At 63.0% G+C, this 15933-nt stretch carries 14 protein-coding genes; 13 read left to right on the forward strand and 1 reads right to left on the reverse strand.

What is annotated here, in order from left to right:
* Positions 1–235: 235 nt before the first annotated feature.
* The 10 genes from glyQ (at position 236) to AC1D1P_RS03240 (ending at position 12382) form a co-directional block, all read left to right on the forward strand.
* Positions 236–1156, forward strand: a complete 921-nt coding sequence (gene glyQ, locus AC1D1P_RS03195; RefSeq protein ID WP_348049382.1) for a glycine--tRNA ligase subunit alpha — start codon at positions 236–238, stop codon at positions 1154–1156.
* Complete coding sequence (locus AC1D1P_RS03200) at positions 1156–1455, forward strand: antibiotic biosynthesis monooxygenase family protein (RefSeq protein ID WP_477649325.1); 300 nt, start codon at positions 1156–1158, stop codon at positions 1453–1455. The genes glyQ and AC1D1P_RS03200 overlap by 1 nt, the downstream gene beginning before the upstream one ends.
* An 11-nt stretch (positions 1456–1466) precedes the next feature.
* A complete protein-coding gene (locus AC1D1P_RS03205; protein WP_477672064.1) occupies positions 1467–2000 on the forward strand; it encodes a metal-dependent hydrolase in 534 nt (177 codons plus the stop codon).
* Positions 1997–4108 carry a glycine--tRNA ligase subunit beta gene (gene glyS / locus AC1D1P_RS03210; protein ID WP_477672065.1) on the forward strand — a complete coding sequence of 704 codons (2112 nt, stop codon included), beginning with the start codon at positions 1997–1999 and terminating at the stop codon, positions 4106–4108. The genes AC1D1P_RS03205 and glyS overlap by 4 nt, the downstream gene beginning before the upstream one ends.
* A 21-nt stretch (positions 4109–4129) precedes the next feature.
* Positions 4130–4702: a D-glycero-beta-D-manno-heptose 1,7-bisphosphate 7-phosphatase gene (gmhB, locus tag AC1D1P_RS03215; RefSeq protein ID WP_457282820.1), complete on the forward strand. Its 573-nt coding sequence runs from the start codon at positions 4130–4132 to the stop codon at positions 4700–4702.
* A gap of 118 nt (positions 4703–4820) precedes the next feature.
* Positions 4821–5600, forward strand: coding sequence for a lysophospholipid acyltransferase family protein (locus AC1D1P_RS03220; RefSeq protein ID WP_477672066.1), 780 nt, complete (start codon positions 4821–4823; stop codon positions 5598–5600).
* 36 nt (positions 5601–5636) lie between these two features.
* The gene (locus AC1D1P_RS03225; RefSeq protein ID WP_477672067.1) at positions 5637–6665 is read left to right on the forward strand and encodes a M48 family metallopeptidase; all 1029 of its coding nucleotides are present in this window, start codon (positions 5637–5639) and stop codon (positions 6663–6665) included.
* A gap of 150 nt (positions 6666–6815) precedes the next feature.
* A complete protein-coding gene (locus tag AC1D1P_RS03230; RefSeq protein ID WP_348049366.1) occupies positions 6816–7256 on the forward strand; it encodes a response regulator in 441 nt (146 codons plus the stop codon).
* A gap of 61 nt (positions 7257–7317) precedes the next feature.
* Positions 7318–11622, forward strand: a complete 4305-nt coding sequence (locus tag AC1D1P_RS03235) for a PAS domain S-box protein (protein ID WP_477672068.1) — start codon at positions 7318–7320, stop codon at positions 11620–11622.
* A gap of 115 nt (positions 11623–11737) precedes the next feature.
* Positions 11738–12382 carry a response regulator gene (locus tag AC1D1P_RS03240; RefSeq protein ID WP_477649333.1) on the forward strand — a complete coding sequence of 215 codons (645 nt, stop codon included), beginning with the start codon at positions 11738–11740 and terminating at the stop codon, positions 12380–12382.
* 218 nt (positions 12383–12600) lie between these two features.
* On the opposite strand, the gene AC1D1P_RS03245 is transcribed toward AC1D1P_RS03240, so the two are convergent.
* The gene (locus AC1D1P_RS03245) at positions 12601–13698 is read right to left on the reverse strand and encodes an MBL fold metallo-hydrolase (RefSeq protein ID WP_477672069.1); all 1098 of its coding nucleotides are present in this window, start codon (positions 13696–13698) and stop codon (positions 12601–12603) included.
* A gap of 104 nt (positions 13699–13802) precedes the next feature.
* On the opposite strand from AC1D1P_RS03245, the gene AC1D1P_RS03250 reads away from it, so the two are divergent.
* The 3 genes from AC1D1P_RS03250 to AC1D1P_RS03260 are packed head-to-tail and all read left to right on the forward strand — an operon-like array spanning position 13803 to position 15930.
* Positions 13803–14207, forward strand: coding sequence for a MerR family transcriptional regulator (locus AC1D1P_RS03250; RefSeq protein WP_457282826.1), 405 nt, complete (start codon positions 13803–13805; stop codon positions 14205–14207).
* Positions 14208–14233: 26 nt separating this feature from the next.
* Positions 14234–15427, forward strand: coding sequence for a serine hydrolase domain-containing protein (locus tag AC1D1P_RS03255; protein WP_477672070.1), 1194 nt, complete (start codon positions 14234–14236; stop codon positions 15425–15427).
* Positions 15428–15486: 59 nt separating this feature from the next.
* Positions 15487–15930 (forward strand): PaaI family thioesterase, encoded by a 444-nt coding sequence (locus AC1D1P_RS03260; RefSeq protein WP_477672071.1) that lies wholly within the window; start codon positions 15487–15489, stop codon positions 15928–15930.
* Positions 15931–15933 lie beyond the last annotated feature (3 nt).

The following is a 15933-nucleotide window of genomic DNA, read 5'->3' on the forward strand; positions in this document are numbered from 1 at the left end:
GCACCTGAGCGCCAAGGTCCGTGTGATGGTGGATTTTCTGGTCGAGGCCTTCAAGACCGGGCCCGGCTGGTATGTGCCGCCCACCCAGATGCCGCCAGTGATGCCGACCGGTAAGGCGCTCACCAAGGCGCCCGCGCGCCGCCGCGTAAAATGACCGGCTTGGCGGCCGCCACCTGAGGCGCCGCTCCCCGGGCCTGCAATCCAGGTGCCCCGCGTTTGGCAAAACTCCACTCTTATGCTTACTTTCCAGCAAATTATTTTGAAGCTGCAGTCCTATTGGGCTGACCAGGGTTGCGCGCTGCTGCAGCCCTACGACATGGAAGTCGGCGCAGGCACTTCGCACACTGCGACGTTTCTGCGTGCGTTGGGCCCCGAGCCCTGGAAAGCCGCCTATGTGCAGCCCAGCCGCCGCCCCAAGGACGGCCGTTACGGCGAGAACCCCAACCGCCTGCAGCACTACTACCAGTACCAGGTCGTGCTCAAGCCGGCACCGGCCAATATCCTCGAGCTCTACCTCGGCTCTCTGGAAGCGCTGGGCTTTGACCTGAAGAAAAACGACATCCGTTTTGTCGAAGACGATTGGGAAAACCCGACGCTGGGCGCCTGGGGCCTGGGCTGGGAAGTCTGGCTCAACGGCATGGAAGTCACGCAGTTCACCTATTTCCAGCAGGTCGGCGGCATCGACTGCAAACCCGCCACCGGCGAAATCACCTACGGCCTGGAACGCCTGGCCATGTATTTGCAAGGCGTGGACAACGTCTACAACCTGACCTGGACCGAAGGGCCCGACGGTTCAAAGCTCAGCTATGGCGACGTTTACAAGCAAAACGAGGTCGAGCAGTCCACCTACAACTTCGAGCACAGCGACGCCGACTTCCTGTTCACCGCCTTCACCGCGCACGAAAAGCAGGCCAAGCACCTGATCGACGTGCAATTGGCCCTGCCGGCCTATGAGCAAGTGCTGAAAGCTGCCCACAGCTTCAATCTGCTGGACGCCCGCGGCGCCATCAGCGTGACCGAGCGCGCCGCCTACATCGGCCGCATCCGCAACCTGGCCCGCGCCGTGGCGCAAAGCTATTACGAAAGCCGTGAGCGCCTGGGTTTTCCGATGGCACCGCGCGAATGGGTGGAGCAGATGGCGAAGAAGGCCGCCTGATGATTCTGGAAATCGCCCAGTTGCAGGTCAAGCCCGGCGAAGCATCCGCTTTCGAGGCGGCTTTTGCCCAGGCGCAGGCCATCATCGCGTCAATGGGTGGCTACCAGGGCCACGAGTTGCAGCGCTGCCTGGAAAACGACCATCACTACATGCTGCTGGTGCGCTGGAACACCCTGGAAGACCACACCGTGGGTTTCCGCCAGTCAGAGCCCTACCAGGCATGGCGCAAGCTGCTTCACCATTTTTACGATCCGTTTCCCACGGTGTTGCACTACGCCGATGCCACGCCAAAACGGTGAGCTGATCTTCGATGCCCACCATCTTTTCCCACATCGCCGTTCCCGTTGCTGCTGCGGTGGCCCTCGGTAGCAAGCGGATACCGCCTTCCATGCTGGCGGCGGGCATGGTCGCGGCCATCCTCCCCGACTTTGACGGCATCGCCTTCAAGCTCGGCATCCATTACGGCGGGATCTGGGGGCATCGCGGCTTTACCCACACCCTGGGCTTTGCGCTCGTTGTGGGCCTCATCGGCTGGTGGCTGGCGCGGCACTGGAAACTGGCGCCATGGCAGGGCTATGCGTGGATAGCGCTTTGCGTGTTCTCGCATCCCTTGCTGGACACCCTGACCAATGGCGGCGTGGCCATTCCCCTCTACTGGCCGTTTTCCGACCAGCGCTTTTTCAGCCCCTGGCGGCCCGTTGAGGTGTCGCCGGTCTCCTTTTCCCGGTTCTTCACGCAACGCGGCGCCGACGTGTTGCTCAATGAGATCCAAACCATCTGGCTGCCGCTGATGGTTGCAGCCCTGGCCATTTTTGCGCTCCGACATTCCCGAAAAAACCAATGAACGCCTCCCAAAATCTTCTCGTTGAACTGTTTGTCGAAGAGCTGCCGCCCAAGGCGCTCAAGATGCTCGGTGATGCATTTACCGATGTGCTATTCAACATCCTTGAAAAGCATCATCTTGTTCTGCGCTCCGAGATCATCAACTCAAAGTCTTTTGCGACACCTCGACGGCTAGCAGCGTACATTCCCAACGTGCTATCACAGGCGCCGGATCGAGCCGTTTCGCAAAAACTCATGCCGGTGGCCGTGGGGCTGGATCCCTCCGGCAATGCCACGCCTGCGTTGCTCAAAAAGCTGCAGGCACTGGGCGCTGATGCTTCGGCTGTGGCTGGTCTCAAGCACGAGTTCGACGGCAAAGCCGAGGTGCTGTTCTACGACAGCACTGTCAAAGGTGCGACCCTCGCCGAGGGCCTGCAAAAGGCCTTGCTCGAGTCCATCGCCAAATTGCCCATCCCCAAAGTCATGACCTACCAGCTGGCCGATGGCTGGAGCGATGTGAAGTTTGTGCGCCCGGCCCACGGCCTGGTTGCGCTGCACGGCGGCGATGTGGTTGCCGTCGAGGCGTTGGGCCTGAAGGCCGGCAACATCACGCACGGCCACCGCTTTGAAGCGGCCGTCGACCCGGTGGTGCTCAAGGATGCCGACAGCTACGCCGCCACGCTGCAAAAAGACGGCGCCGTGATCGCCAGTTTTGCCGCGCGCAAAGCCGAAATCATCAAGCAGCTTGCTGCAGCCGCAGCCAAAGTTGGCGGCGGCGCCAGGGCGATTGAAGACGACGCGCTGCTCGACGAAGTGACCGCACTGGTCGAGCGCCCCAATGTGTTGATTTGCGAATTCGAAAAAGAATTCCTGGGCGTGCCGCAGGAATGCCTGATCCTCACGATGAAGGCCAACCAGAAGTACTTCCCGCTGCTCGATGCGTCGGGCAAGCTCACCAACAAGTTTCTGGTCGTCAGCAATATCAGCCCGACGGATGCCAGCGCAGTGATTGGCGGCAACGAACGCGTCGTGCGCCCGCGCCTGGCGGATGCCAAGTTTTTCTTTGACCAGGACCGCAAGAAGACGCTGGCTTCGCGCGTTGAAGGCCTGGGCAAAGTGGTGTATCACAACAAGCTGGGCACGCAGGGCGAACGCACGCAGCGCGTACGCGCCATCGCCGAGGCGATCGCCAATCGCCTGAATGCCAATGTGGCCGATGTGCAGCGCGCTGCCGAACTGGCCAAGACCGACCTGGTGACCGACATGGTCGGCGAGTTCCCCGAGTTGCAAGGCACCATGGGCCGTTACTACGCGCTCAACGACGGCCTCAACGCCGACGTGTCCGACGCGATTGAAGACCATTACAAGCCGCGTTTTGCCGGCGACGAACTGCCACGCAACACCGTCGGCGTGATCGTCGCGCTGGCCGACAAGCTGGAAACGCTGGTCGGCATGTTCGGCATCGGCAATCTGCCGACCGGCGACAAGGACCCGTTCGCGCTGCGCCGCCACGCGCTGGGCGTGATCCGCATGCTGGTCGAGAAAGACCTGCCTTTGGGCCTGCTGGAACTGGTGCAGGGCGCCCAGCCGGTGTTCGGTGACAAGATCCAGGACGCATCCGTCGCATTGGTCGATTTCATCTACGACCGCCTCGCCGGCTCCCTGCGTGAGCAAGGCTACAGTGCGCAAGAGGTCGATGCCGTGCTGGCGCTCAAGCCCCAGCGCCTGGGCGATGTGGCCAAGCGCCTGGCGGCCGTGCGGGCCTTTGCCGCACTGCCCGAGGCACCGGCTCTCGCTGCGGCCAACAAGCGCGTCGGCAACATCCTGAAGAAGGCTGAAGGCACGGTCGAAGCTGCCGTCAAACCTGAGCTGCTGCTGGAAGCCGCCGAGAAATCTCTCGCTGATGCATTGAAGACCGTGGGGCCCAAAGCCGAAGCTGCTTTTGCCTCCGGCGACTACGCCGCTTCGCTGCAGGCGTTGGCCGCCCTGAAAGCGCCGGTCGATGCATTCTTCGACGGCGTGATGGTCAACGCCGAAGACCCGGCGCTGCGCGCCAACCGGCTCGGGCTGCTCGCAACCCTGCATCAATCGATGAACCGGGTGGCTGACCTCTCCAAACTAGCCACCTGAACTTTTTTCAAGGCAAACACGATGAAACTCGTCATCCTCGACCGCGACGGCACCATCAACAGCGACAGCGACGACTTCGTCAAGGCGCCGGACGAGTGGTTGCCGCTGCCGGGTTCGCTGGAGGCCATTGCGCGCCTGAACCATGCCGGCTGGCACGTCGTCATTGCGTCCAACCAGTCGGGGCTGGGGCGCGGCCTCTTCGACGTGGCGGCGCTCAACGCCATGCACGCCAAGATGCACAAGCTGCTGGCCGCGGTCGGCGGGCGCATTGATGCGGTGTTTTACTGCCCGCATGCCCCCGAGGAAAGCTGCACCTGCCGCAAGCCGCTGCCTGGCCTTTTTGAGCAGATCGGTGCGCGTTTCGGCGTGCCGCTCAAAGGCGTGCCCACCGCAGGGGATTCGCTGCGCGACCTGCAGGCCGGCGCAGCTGCGGGGTGTGAACCGCACCTGGTGCTGACGGGCAAGTCGGCACGGTACCGCAGCGGCGGGCGGCCTGAAGGCTTGCCCGAAGGCACGCAGTTGCATACCGATTTATCGGCATTTGCCGATTTCATCCTCGAACGCAGTGCCCGGCCCCTGCAAGTGGCCTTGTAGGCGATGCTATAAAAATGCTAGCTACCTGCGCTGACCAGATAAGGGTTAGAGCCTTAAAACATCGTGAAAACTGCTGTACACCAGCATCCACAACCTGCCAGATACCGGAAACCTTGACATGCGCCTGATTCGATCAATTCTTCATCTGCTGTGGATGGCCGTCACGGTGATCCCCTGGGCGACCTTTGTGGTGATTGCCTCCCTCTTTGTCAGCAGCAACACCATGTACTGGATGTGCGCGGGCTGGCTGCGCGTGGCGGTCAGCGGCGGCACCTTCATCCTGGGCATCAAGAACCGGGTGACCGGCATGGAAAACTTGCCCACGGGCCAGACCAGCGCCGCTGTTCTGCTGCTCAAGCACCAGAGCACCTGGGAGACCCTGTGCATGCCTACGCTGATGCCACACCCCCTGGCCTACGTTTTCAAGAAGGAGCTCTTGTACGTACCGTTCTTCGGCTGGGCGATGGCGCGCATGGACATGATCCACATCGACCGCAGCCAGCGCTCACAGGCTTTCAACAAGGTCGTCGTGCAGGGCAAGCGCCTGATGRCACAGGGCACCTGGGTCATCATGTTTCCCGAAGGCACACGCATCCCRCGTGGCCAGAAGGGTACTTACAAATCCGGCGGCACGCGCCTGGCCATTGAAACCGGCGCTCCCGTGATCCCGATTGCCGTGACCTCGGCCAAATGCTGGCCGCGCAAGGCCTTCATCAAAACCCCGGGCATCGTTGACATCTCCATCGGCAAGCCCATCGACAGCGCGGGCCGGCAGCCCGACGAGTTGATGCGCGAGGTGGAAACCTGGATCGAAGCCGAAATGCGGCGCCTTGACCCCGAGGCTTATGCCGGAGAAGTGGTCGCCGCGCCCGCCACATCCGTCGCGCCCAATACCTGAGCGGCCAGCCTGCCCATGCTGTCAAGCTAAACTGCCATGATGCAACGGCTTCTTCAGTTCACGCTCGACCTGTTTGATTCCGCGCCGGCGCCGCTTGCTGGCGTTCCCAGCGGCTCCAAAGCCAGAAAAATCAAGCCAAAAAGGCCTGAGACGACCGATAACAGTGCGCAACCAGCTATCGAAAATATAGCGGCGGCAGATTTCGTCGGCCCCCATCTTCCCGCACAAACCATCCAGCAGGCGCTGGCCCCGGCTACTTTCCGCCACCCCCGCGMCAGCCGTGAGACCGTCCTGGGCGGTGTGCTGGTGGCCTACGAATTTCGCCGCAGCAAACGCAAGACCATCGGCTTTTCTGCCGGCGCCGACGGCCTCACGGTCAGTGCGCCCAAATGGGTGCCGCTGTATGAAATCGACAAGGCCGTGTTGGAAAAGTCCGGTTGGATCCTGGCCAAGCTGCAGGAAACCCGCTCCCGCCATGAGCGCCTGGAGTCCGCACGCATTGACTGGAAGGACGGCACTACGCTGCCTTTCCTGGGTGACCAGGTCATTGTGGTGATCGATCCGCGGCACGCTTTCGGCGGCGTCGGCGCCGAACTCAAAACCGGCCCCGCCGCCGCCGAAGTCTTGTTGCAGGGCAACGGCGATGCGGCCAACGGCACCTTGCCCGGCGTGGCGCAGCTCACGCTGCACGTGGGCCTGCCCCACCATGCCACGCCCGAGCAGATCCGCGATGCCGTGCAGGCCTGGCTGATGCGCCAGGCCAAGCGCATCTTTACCGAGCGGCTCAACCATTTCGCGCCGCACCTGGGCGTGCAGTGGCGCAAGCTCAGCCTTTCCAGCGCCGGCACCCGCTGGGGCAGCGCCAGCGCCGATGGTTCCATCCGGCTGAACTGGCGCTTGATCCATTTCAAGCAGTCGGTGATCGACTACGTGGTGGTTCATGAATTGAGCCATTTGCGTGTCATGGACCACAGCCCGCGTTTTTGGGACACCGTGCGCGCGGTGGTGCCCGACTACGCAGAGCTGCGCGGCCAGCTCAAGGACGAAGCAATTCCCCGCTGGTAGGCCGGCGCTGCTGCGTTTGGCATGCCCCGTTGAGCGACGTCAAAGGGGGTACAAATCACAGTACTGCGGCKTTTCTTTACTTGGTAATATGAGAAAACACCAAAAAAAGCAGAAAACGACAGGGATTGACTCCGCGCACCTGAAGTCCACATGAACGACAAACTCATACTCGTAGTTGAAGACAACCCGGACCACCTGGAACTGACCGTTCTGACGCTGGAGGAGCAGGGCGTCACGGCCGAGATTGCCGTCGCCCGGGACGGTGTGCAGGCGCTGGACTTTCTATTCGGCCAGGGTGCCCATGCGGGGCGCGACACGCAAAGGCAGCCGGCTTTCATCCTGCTGGACATGAAGTTGCCCAAGCTCTCCGGCCTGGACGTACTGCGCAGCGTGCGGGCCAATCCCCTGACCGCGCTGGTGCCGGTCGTCATGCTGACATCTTCCAGCGAGCGGTCCGACATCGTGGCGTGTTACCAGAGCGGGGCCAACGGGTTTGTCCGTAAACCTGTCGATTTTGGGGGGCTGACCGAAAAGCTCAACCGCCTGCAGGCCTACTGGCTGGGCGTCAATGAATCCATCGCTGCCGGCTGACATCCCGTGACGCACCGGTGGCCCAGAAACACCCGGTGCCGGTACCTGCGGCGCTGATGCCATGAAGCTTCATATCACGCTGCGGACCCGCCTTGTCATGCTCGTGCTGGTGGCGATAGTGCCGATGTTTGGCCTGTCCATTTTCAAGGCCGTCTACAACGCCGACGCCGCCGTCGAGCGCGCCCAAACCGACCTGCAATTCGCCGCATCGCTGGCCGCATCCAGCCAGCAGCGCCTGGCGGAATCGGCCCGGCAGATACTGACGGCGATTGTTCATGTGCCCGGCCTGCGGGACGGCAACGCCGACCGCTGCAACCGCTACCTTGTAGAGCTCAACAAGCTGTTTCCGCTTTACGCCAATTTCGGTATTGTGGGAACGGACGGCTATGCGCTGTGCAACGGGCAGGAAGGCGTGCGGCTCGGCTACCTGGGCGACCGTGCCTATTTCCGCAATGCCGTTGAGCAGCGCAGCTTTGTGGTGGGTGAATACATTGTGGGGCGTGCCACGGGCCGGCCTTCCATCACATTTGCGTTGCCGCTGCTGGACAAGGACGGGCGCGTTGACATTGTGGCTTTTGCGTCGGTTGACCTGGCCGAGATGGCGAAATCCACCATCGACGTCCAGCTGCCGCCCGGCGGCGCGCTGGGCATACACGACCGCGGCGGCGTGCTGCTGGCGGGCAAACCCGACCTTCCCATACGAATCGGGCAGGTGGCCAGAAGCCCCGTGCTGAAGGCGGCCGTGCAGCAGATGCGTAACGGAACCAGCGATGGGCCGGACGGCACCGGGCAACGCCGCCTGTGGGCTTTCATGCCCAGCAGCCCCGACGTACACGCCGCTTTTTTTGTGGCGGTCAGCCTGGACCGCGAACTGGTCGTCGGCGCCAGCCGGGAACAGCTGTGGCTGGAACTGGTGGTGTTGTTGCTGGTGGCATTTGTGGGCGGCGGCATCGCCTGGGTCATCGGCGGGCGCGCCATCGTGGAGCCCACCCGAAACATCCTTGAGGCCATCCGGCAGCTCCAGAACGGCCGGCTGGATGTGCGGATACCACCAGGCCGGCCTGACGATTTCGGGGAGTTTGCGAGGATATCCACGGGCTTTAACCGCATGGCCGAGTCGCTTGAGCAACATCGGAGTGTCCTGGAGGCCGAACTGGCAAACAGCGAAGCCATCCAGCAGAAACTGCGGGACGCCCAGCGCCTGGGCCGCATCGGCTACTGGCAGCTGGACACCGGCACCGATGAAAGCTGGTGGTCCGATGAGGTTTACGAGGTGCTCGGTGTTGACCGCGCGACCTTCGACAGGAGCCATGGCAGATTCATGCAGCTGGTCCATCCCGGGGACCGCCAGGCCTTCAAGGAACGGCGCGATCTGTCCGTTCGGACCAACCAGCCGCTGGACATTGAATTTCGCATCGTTACATCCGCTGGCGAGATTCGATGGGTCCACCTGTTTGGCCGCGCTGACGAAGCGCAGCCCGGGGACACCGGGCAGGAGGGGCAAGGCGCGGGCCGCGGCCCGTCGGGGCGCCGCCGCTCCGGCGTGATCCAGGAAATTACYGACCGCAAGCGCGCGGAACTGGTGGTGGCCCGCAGCACGGAGCTGCTGAACCGCACCGGCGCGCTGGGGAAAGTCGGTGGATGGGAGGTCGCTGTCGACACCATGACGCCTTACTGGTCTGAAGAAATTTACCGCATCCACGAACTCGATCCGGCGGCCGGCCTGGGGGTTGAGGAGGCGCTCGACTTTTATGCACCCGAAGCGCGGCGCACCATCCGCTCGGTCGCCCTGGCTGCCCTGAAGCAGGCAACGCCATGGGACCTGGAGCTGCCCCTCATCACGGCAAAGGGCCGGCGCATCTGGGTGCGCACGCAGGGCCGGGCTTTGCAGCGGGACGGCAAGGTTGTGAGCCTGGTCGGCGTGCTGCAGGACATCACGGAACAGCACGAAGCGCAGGCGCACCTGCGCCTTCTGGAAACCGCCGTATCCCGGCTCAACGACATTGTGCTCATCACCGAGGCCGCACCCATCGATGGCGCCGGCCCGCGCATCATCTTTGTCAACGATGCTTTTGAGCGCCGTACGGGTTACACGCGTGAGGAGGTGCTGGGAAAAACACCACGCCTGATGCAGGGCCCCAAAACGCAGCGGGACGAGCTCGACCGCATCAAGGCCGCACTGGAAAAATGGCAGCCGGTACGCGCGGAGCTCATCAACTACACCAAGAGCGGCGAGGAAGTCTGGCTGGAGCTCGACATTGTTCCGATCACCGACACCAAAGGCCACTACACCCACTGGGTCGCGGTGCAGCGCGACATCACCCAGCGCAAGCTGGCAGAGCAGGCACTGGTAGAAAGCGAGCACCGCTACTCGGCTCTCTTTGAAATGGCGCCGATCCCGATGTGGGTTTTTGACGCCGAGACCTATCGCTTCCTCATGGTCAACGAAGCCGCCGTTAAGAGCTATGGCTATACGATGGAAGAGTTTCTGTCGATGACGATCTACGACATTCGCAGCGAAGCAGAAGCTCAAAACCTCCGGACCCAGCACGCCGCCTCGCCTTTGATCGTCAAGGAACGCTGGGAGCATCGCCGCAAAGACGGGTCATTTTTCACCGCCCGTCCTTTTTCAACCTCGGTGCGGTATGCCGGCCGCCCGGCGCGTTTTGTCCTGGCGCTGGATATCTCGGCCCAGGTCAAGGTTGAAAATGAGGTCCAGGAACACCTGTACACCTTGCAGCGCGCCGCCGACGCAGCCCAGGCCATCACCTGGCATCAGACGCTTGAAAGCACCATGCACGAGGTGGCCGAGCAGGCCCGGGGGGTGATAGGCGCGCACCAGGCGATCGTCAGCCTCACCGTGAACAGCGACTGGGGGCAGGCCATCAACGCCCTGTCGCTTTCCGAAAAATATGCGAAATACCGGGACATGATCGAGCCGCCCGACGGCACCGGCATTTACGCCCTGGTCTGCCAGACCAACCGGTCCATGCGCATGACCCAGGCCGAGCTGGAGGCGCATCCGCGCTGGCACGGCTTCGGCAGTTACGCCGACAAGCATCCAGCCATGCGCGGCTGGCTGGCCGTGCCGCTGACGGGCCGCGACGGCAAAAACATCGGGCTGCTCCAGCTGTCCGACAAATACGAGGGTGAGTTCACGCAGGAGGACGAATATGTGGCGCTCGAACTGGCCCAGCTCGCGTCCATCGCCATCCAGAACTCTCGCCTGATCGAGGAGGTCAGCCAGCTCAACACCGGACTGGAGCAGAAAGTCGCCGAGCGCACACTGGCGCTGGAGCGGCAAGAGGCGCTCTTCCGGGCGCTGGCCGAACAGGCGCCCCAGGTGGTATGGACCAGCGACCCGGACGGCGCGGCCACCTACTTCAACCGAGCCTGGTTTGACCTGGCGGGCGGCAAGATGGAGGACTGGACCGGCACGCAGTGGTTTACGGCCATTCATCCGGACGACCTCCCCGATATCAGGGCCCGCTGGCAGGTCGCCCGGGAGACGCGGTCGCAATACTCGGGCATACGCCGCGTGCTGGCCAGGGACGGCGTGCACACCATGTCCTACCGCGCATCGCCCGTGCTGGACGAACGCGGTGAAGTGGCCTTTTGGGTAGGCATCGACGCGGACATCACCGAGATCAAGGCCATTGAAGCCGCCCTGCGCCTGTCCAACCAGGAACTCGAAGCGTTTTCATACTCCGTGTCGCACGACCTTCGCTCGCCGCTGAACACCGTGGACGGCTTCAGCCGCCTGCTGGGCAAACACCTGGGGGCCGATGCCGGCGAGAAAGTGACGCACTACCTGGCACGTATCCAGGCCGGCGTGGCGCAGATGGGGCAACTGATTGAAGACCTGCTGTCGCTGGCGCAGGTGTCGCGCACCCCCCTGAACAACAAGGTGGTGGACCTGTCGGAGCTTGCCCGCATCATCCTGGACGAATGGCGGGTGCGCGACCCCGAGCGCAAGGTTGCGGTGAACATCGAAAAAGGCCTGAAGGCGCACGGCGACAGCCGGCTGGTCCGGGTGGTGATGGAAAACCTGATCGGCAACGCCTGGAAGTTCAGTGCCCAGCAACCCCTCAGCGAAATCACCGTAGGCTGCCAGCTTGATGCAGCGGGGCTGCCGGAGTTTTTCGTCAGGGACAACGGTGCCGGCTTCGACATGGCTTATGCCGACAAGCTCTTCAAGCCGTTTCAGCGCCTGCATGCTGTCGCGGAGTTTCCGGGCACGGGCATCGGGCTGGCCACCGTCAGCCGCGTGATCAAGCGGCACGGCGGCAGGTTGTGGGCCGAGGCGGCGCCCGGCAAGGGGGCAACGTTCTTCTTCACCCTGCCCACCGCACCGCTGTCTCCCTGACGCCGGCAGCGCTAACTGGCGTTAGTTGATGCTTACTATCATTTTCTATGAAGCGATTGAGTCGAATTGATTAAAATGCCCAAAATGAAACACTCCAATCCCCGTTCGGTCTGCCATGGCGCGTGAACCCAAGTCCTTCGAGGCCGCGATCACGGCTGCGGATTTCTCCAGCGAGGATTACTGCGGCACCAGCTATGCAGCCAAGCTTCTGGGGCTCTCCGTTGCGACGGTGCAGTCCCTGGTTGAAAAAGGGGAAATCGAGGCGTGGAAGACGCTGGGTGGGCACCGCCGCATTGCGCTGCAGTCCATCAACGCCTACCTGGCCAAAAACAGCCCACAGCTGTCCCGTGTCGACACCGACCCCAAAAGCCGCCTGCGGGTGCTGATGGTGGAAGACGACGAAGACACCCGCGAGCTGTACCGCTGCCAGTTTGAAGACTGGGACCTGCCGGTTGACTGCACCTGGATGCCATCTGCCCTGGAGGCCATGATGGATATCGCCAGCATGCGGCCCGACCTGCTGATCACGGACCTGTCCATGCCCGGCGTGGACGGCATTGAGATGCTCAAGACACTCAAACGCAACGTGCAACTGGCCGACATGCAGATCGTTGTCATCAGCGGCTTGCCTCCCGACGCCATTGCGGCACGCGGAGGCTTGCCCCAGCACGCCCACCTGCTGAAAAAACCTGTCAACTTTGAATGGCTGCACGGCTACCTCACCGCTTTGGTGACGGCTAACCGGAAGTGGAGGGCTTGAGCCCCCACGCTTTTCAGTTCGCCTTCGGCTTCGTGTAATGCGCTGCCCCCCGAGGGGGCGCTGCGCCTGCGGTCTGGCAAAGTCAGTCCCGCGGCCCCTGCTGGTAAAGAAGGGGCCCCACAGCCATCCATTGCATTCTTATGTGCCTAGTCGGACTGCGGACCAATCCTGGCGAGCGCGAGAAGCTACTAAAAACATAGCGCGTGTCTTGACCCCGCTTACGGACTAACGCTACTGAAACGGTAAATCCCGTCGGCGTCCAGCCGCCGCGTGAGCTTTTCTCCAAACCACAGTGCGTGCAAGTGCGCCACGGCTTCGCCCATGGCGAAGGTGGTCTGGTGCAGGTCCAGCTTGCGGGGGAACATGATGGGCAGGATGTCGGCGGCACTACAGGGCGCGGCGGTGCAGGCCGTCATCACTTCGGCCAGGCGGTCGCGGTGGTGGTCGTGCAGCTGGCCTATGCGTGTGTGCAGGCCGCGAAAGGGTTTGCCGTGGGAGGGCAGCACCAACGTGTCTTCAGGCAGCGGCAGGAATTTGTCGATGGACTCAAGAAACAGCGTGAGCGCGTTCGATTCCGGCTCCATGTCGTAAACGCTGACATTGGTTGAAATGCGCGGCAACACCATGTCGCCGCTGATGAGGGTGTCCAGCGCTTCGCAGTGCAGCGCGATGTGTTCGGGCGCATGGCCGTAGCCGCTGATGCAGCGCCAGTCGCGCCCGCCGATACGCACCGTCATGCCGTCCATGATGCGGACGTAGCTGGCCGGCACGGCCGGGACCATGCCGGGGTAGTAGCTGGCCCGGCCGCGGATTTTCTCGACGGATTCCGGATCCACCAGTCCGTGCGCGGCAAAAAAGCGCGCGGCGCTTTCCCCGCCGAAACCCGTGGTGCTTTGTGAGCCGATGCGGGCCGAAAGATAGTCGGTGGCGCTGATCCACAACATGCACACCCGTTTGGGCGTGGTCCAGCGTTCGCAGAGCCAGTGCGCCAGCCCGATATGGTCGGGGTGCATGTGCGTCACGATGACACGCAGCACCGGCATGCCTTCCAGCTGGGTGGCAAAAATCGCCTCCCACTGCGCTTTGGACTCTTCCCGGCTGATGCAGCAGTCCACGATGGTCCAGCCCTGTATCTTCGCGCCCGCCCGGTCCGGGTCGTCCATCTCGTCGCGCAGCAGCCACAGGTTGATGTGGTTCAGCGCGAAGGGCAGGGCCATGCGTATCCACTTGACGTCCGGCGCCACCTCCATGGCCATGCCCGACTCGGGCAGGGTGTCTCCAAAGGGGTAATCCAGTTGCTGCTCAAGGAGGTTCATGTCATCATTCGCGGTATATTTGACGTTTACGTAAACGTCATACACAACCATTGTAGGGACCGCGCCTGTTTCGCGCTGTCGCCCGCGTTTGCAAAGACCACATCATGGCCACTACCTACACCATCAGCGACCTGGCAAAAGAGTTTGACCTGACGACGCGCGCCATGCGTTTTTACGAAGACATGGGCTTGCTGCAGCCCCAGCGCGAAGGGGCGGGCGGACGCAACCGCGTGTACACCGCGCGTGACCGTACCCGGCTCAAGCTTACCCTGCGCGCCAAGCGTTTGGGCCTGTCGCTGACCGAGGCCAAGGACATCATCGACATGTACGACAGCCCGCGCGACACCGGGCCGCAGCTGCGCAAGTTCCTCGCCATCCTGGCGCAGCACCGCGCACAGCTGGAGGAGCAGATGACCGAACTGCAGGGCAACCTCGAAGAGGTGAAAACGCACGAGCGCGAGGCCAAGGCGCTGCTGGCGAAACTTGAGAAAGCGAAGCAGGCGGCGTAGCGGTGACCTGCTTTGCGACTAGCCCCATGACGATCGATTCCCTGCGCCGCGCGGCCCTGGTCCTGTTCGCGGTGGGCCTGCCCGCCCTCGCGGCGGCCCAACAGGGATGCACCGGTTCATTCCTCAACCCCCAGCAGCGATTTCCGTTCAATGAAGCGCGGGCGGCCGGTGCGCCGGCGGTGTTCGGCCATGGCCTGCCATTGGAGGATGTGACGTATCGCGTTACCGGGGATCCGCAAGCCCATTCGCTCGAGGAGTACCTGACCCGTTTCTGCACGACGGGGTTTCTCGTCCTGCATGAGGACCGGATCGTCTATGAGCGATACCTGCAGGGAACCGGCGCCCAGGACGCGCTGCTCTCGGCGTCCATGTCGAAGACGATCCTGTCGCTGCTGGTCGGCGTGGCAGTCGCGGAAGGCAAGCTGGCGCTGGGCACCACCGTCAGGCAGGTCTTGCCCGGCTTCGGAGCCAGCGCATTTGCCGACGACACGGTGGAGGATCTGCTGCGGATGGCCACCTCGGCCAAGCTTCATGCCGCCTACGAGGCGGGCGCGATATCGGACAACCGCGCGACCGACCCCACCGTCTCGCCGCGCCAGAGCATGCGGCGCTACCTGCAGGAGAGGACGGATCGATCCCCCGCCGGCAAGACCTTCAGCTACAACGGCGCGGTGAGCGCGTTGCTCGGCCTCATGCTGAGCGAACGTACGGGCGTGAGCAACACCGCATATCTGGAGGACAGGATGTGGTCGCGCCTCGGGGCCGAGGGCAGCGGCTTCTGGATCAAGAATTTCCATGGCGAGGAGGGTGTTCAAGGCCAGTTCGCCGCGCGCCTGCGCGACTACGGCCGGCTGGGGACGCTGGTGCTGAACCGGGGGCAGGCGGCAGGCGGGCAGGTCGTGCCCGCCGCATGGATCGACGAGATGGTCATGCTACGGCCGGACAAGCCGCAGCCCAAGGGGGCCCCGTTCTATGGGTTGCACGTCTGGATTCCACAGGCGGCCGGCGGCCGGTCCTTTTTCTGGGGTGTCGGCGGCCAGAATATCTTTGTCGATCCCGTCGCCCGCATGGTGATTGTCCATACGGGCAATTCACGGGAAGCGCAATTTGCCGGCGATGCGCATCTCTTTCCCCTTCGGGACGCGATCGCACGGACGCTCAGGTCGCGCGCGAAGCTTTCACCGCCCTTGGACAGCGCTTCCGCCAGCAGGCATAATTGACGTTTACGTAAACGTCAACTAAAACAAGAGCCGCCTTTTATCCGTTCAAAGGGTCTTCCATGGATGCAACCGCCGCACCGTCCACACTGTTTCGCCGCATTGAAGCCAGCTTTTTGCGCCAGGGCCTGATGCAGCACCTCGGTGCGCGCCTGCTGCGCGTGGAGCCCGGCCTGTGCGAGGTGGCCCTGCCGTATTCGGAGCACGTCACGCAGCAACAAGGCACTTTCYACGGCGGCGCCATGGGCGCGCTGGCCGATATCGCCGGTGGTTACGCCGCGCTGACCATGGCTGCGGAAGATTCCGAGGTCACCACGGTCGAATACAAGATCAACTTCATGGCCGGTTTCAGGGACGGCGAGCTGCGCGCCCTGGGCCGCGTCGTCAAGGCCGGCAAGCGCATCATCGTCACGACCGCTGAAGTCACGCACGTCGGCGCAGCGGGCAAGGAAAGCGCCTGCGCGCTGATGCAGCAGACGCTGGTGCCCGTGCCCAAGACCTACTAATCC

It is taken from the genome of Polaromonas sp. P1_E1_2 (assembly GCF_056406035.1).

What these genes read in the sequence shown, in the direction of transcription:
- glyQ (WP_348049382.1), top strand. Translation starts at nt 236, where the DNA reads ATGCTTACTTTCCAGCAAATTATTTTGAAGCTGCAGTCCTATTGGGCT.
- AC1D1P_RS03200 (WP_477649325.1), top strand. Translation starts at nt 1,156, where the DNA reads ATGATTCTGGAAATCGCCCAGTTGCAGGTCAAGCCCGGCGAAGCATCC.
- AC1D1P_RS03205 (WP_477672064.1), top strand. Translation starts at nt 1,467, where the DNA reads ATGCCCACCATCTTTTCCCACATCGCCGTTCCCGTTGCTGCTGCGGTG.
- glyS (WP_477672065.1), top strand. Translation starts at nt 1,997, where the DNA reads ATGAACGCCTCCCAAAATCTTCTCGTTGAACTGTTTGTCGAAGAGCTG.
- gmhB (WP_457282820.1), top strand. Translation starts at nt 4,130, where the DNA reads ATGAAACTCGTCATCCTCGACCGCGACGGCACCATCAACAGCGACAGC.
- AC1D1P_RS03230 (WP_348049366.1), top strand. Translation starts at nt 6,816, where the DNA reads ATGAACGACAAACTCATACTCGTAGTTGAAGACAACCCGGACCACCTG.
- AC1D1P_RS03240 (WP_477649333.1), top strand. Translation starts at nt 11,738, where the DNA reads ATGGCGCGTGAACCCAAGTCCTTCGAGGCCGCGATCACGGCTGCGGAT.
- AC1D1P_RS03245 (WP_477672069.1), bottom strand. Translation starts at nt 13,698, where the DNA reads ATGAACCTCCTTGAGCAGCAACTGGATTACCCCTTTGGAGACACCCTG.
- AC1D1P_RS03250 (WP_457282826.1), top strand. Translation starts at nt 13,803, where the DNA reads ATGGCCACTACCTACACCATCAGCGACCTGGCAAAAGAGTTTGACCTG.
- AC1D1P_RS03255 (WP_477672070.1), top strand. Translation starts at nt 14,234, where the DNA reads ATGACGATCGATTCCCTGCGCCGCGCGGCCCTGGTCCTGTTCGCGGTG.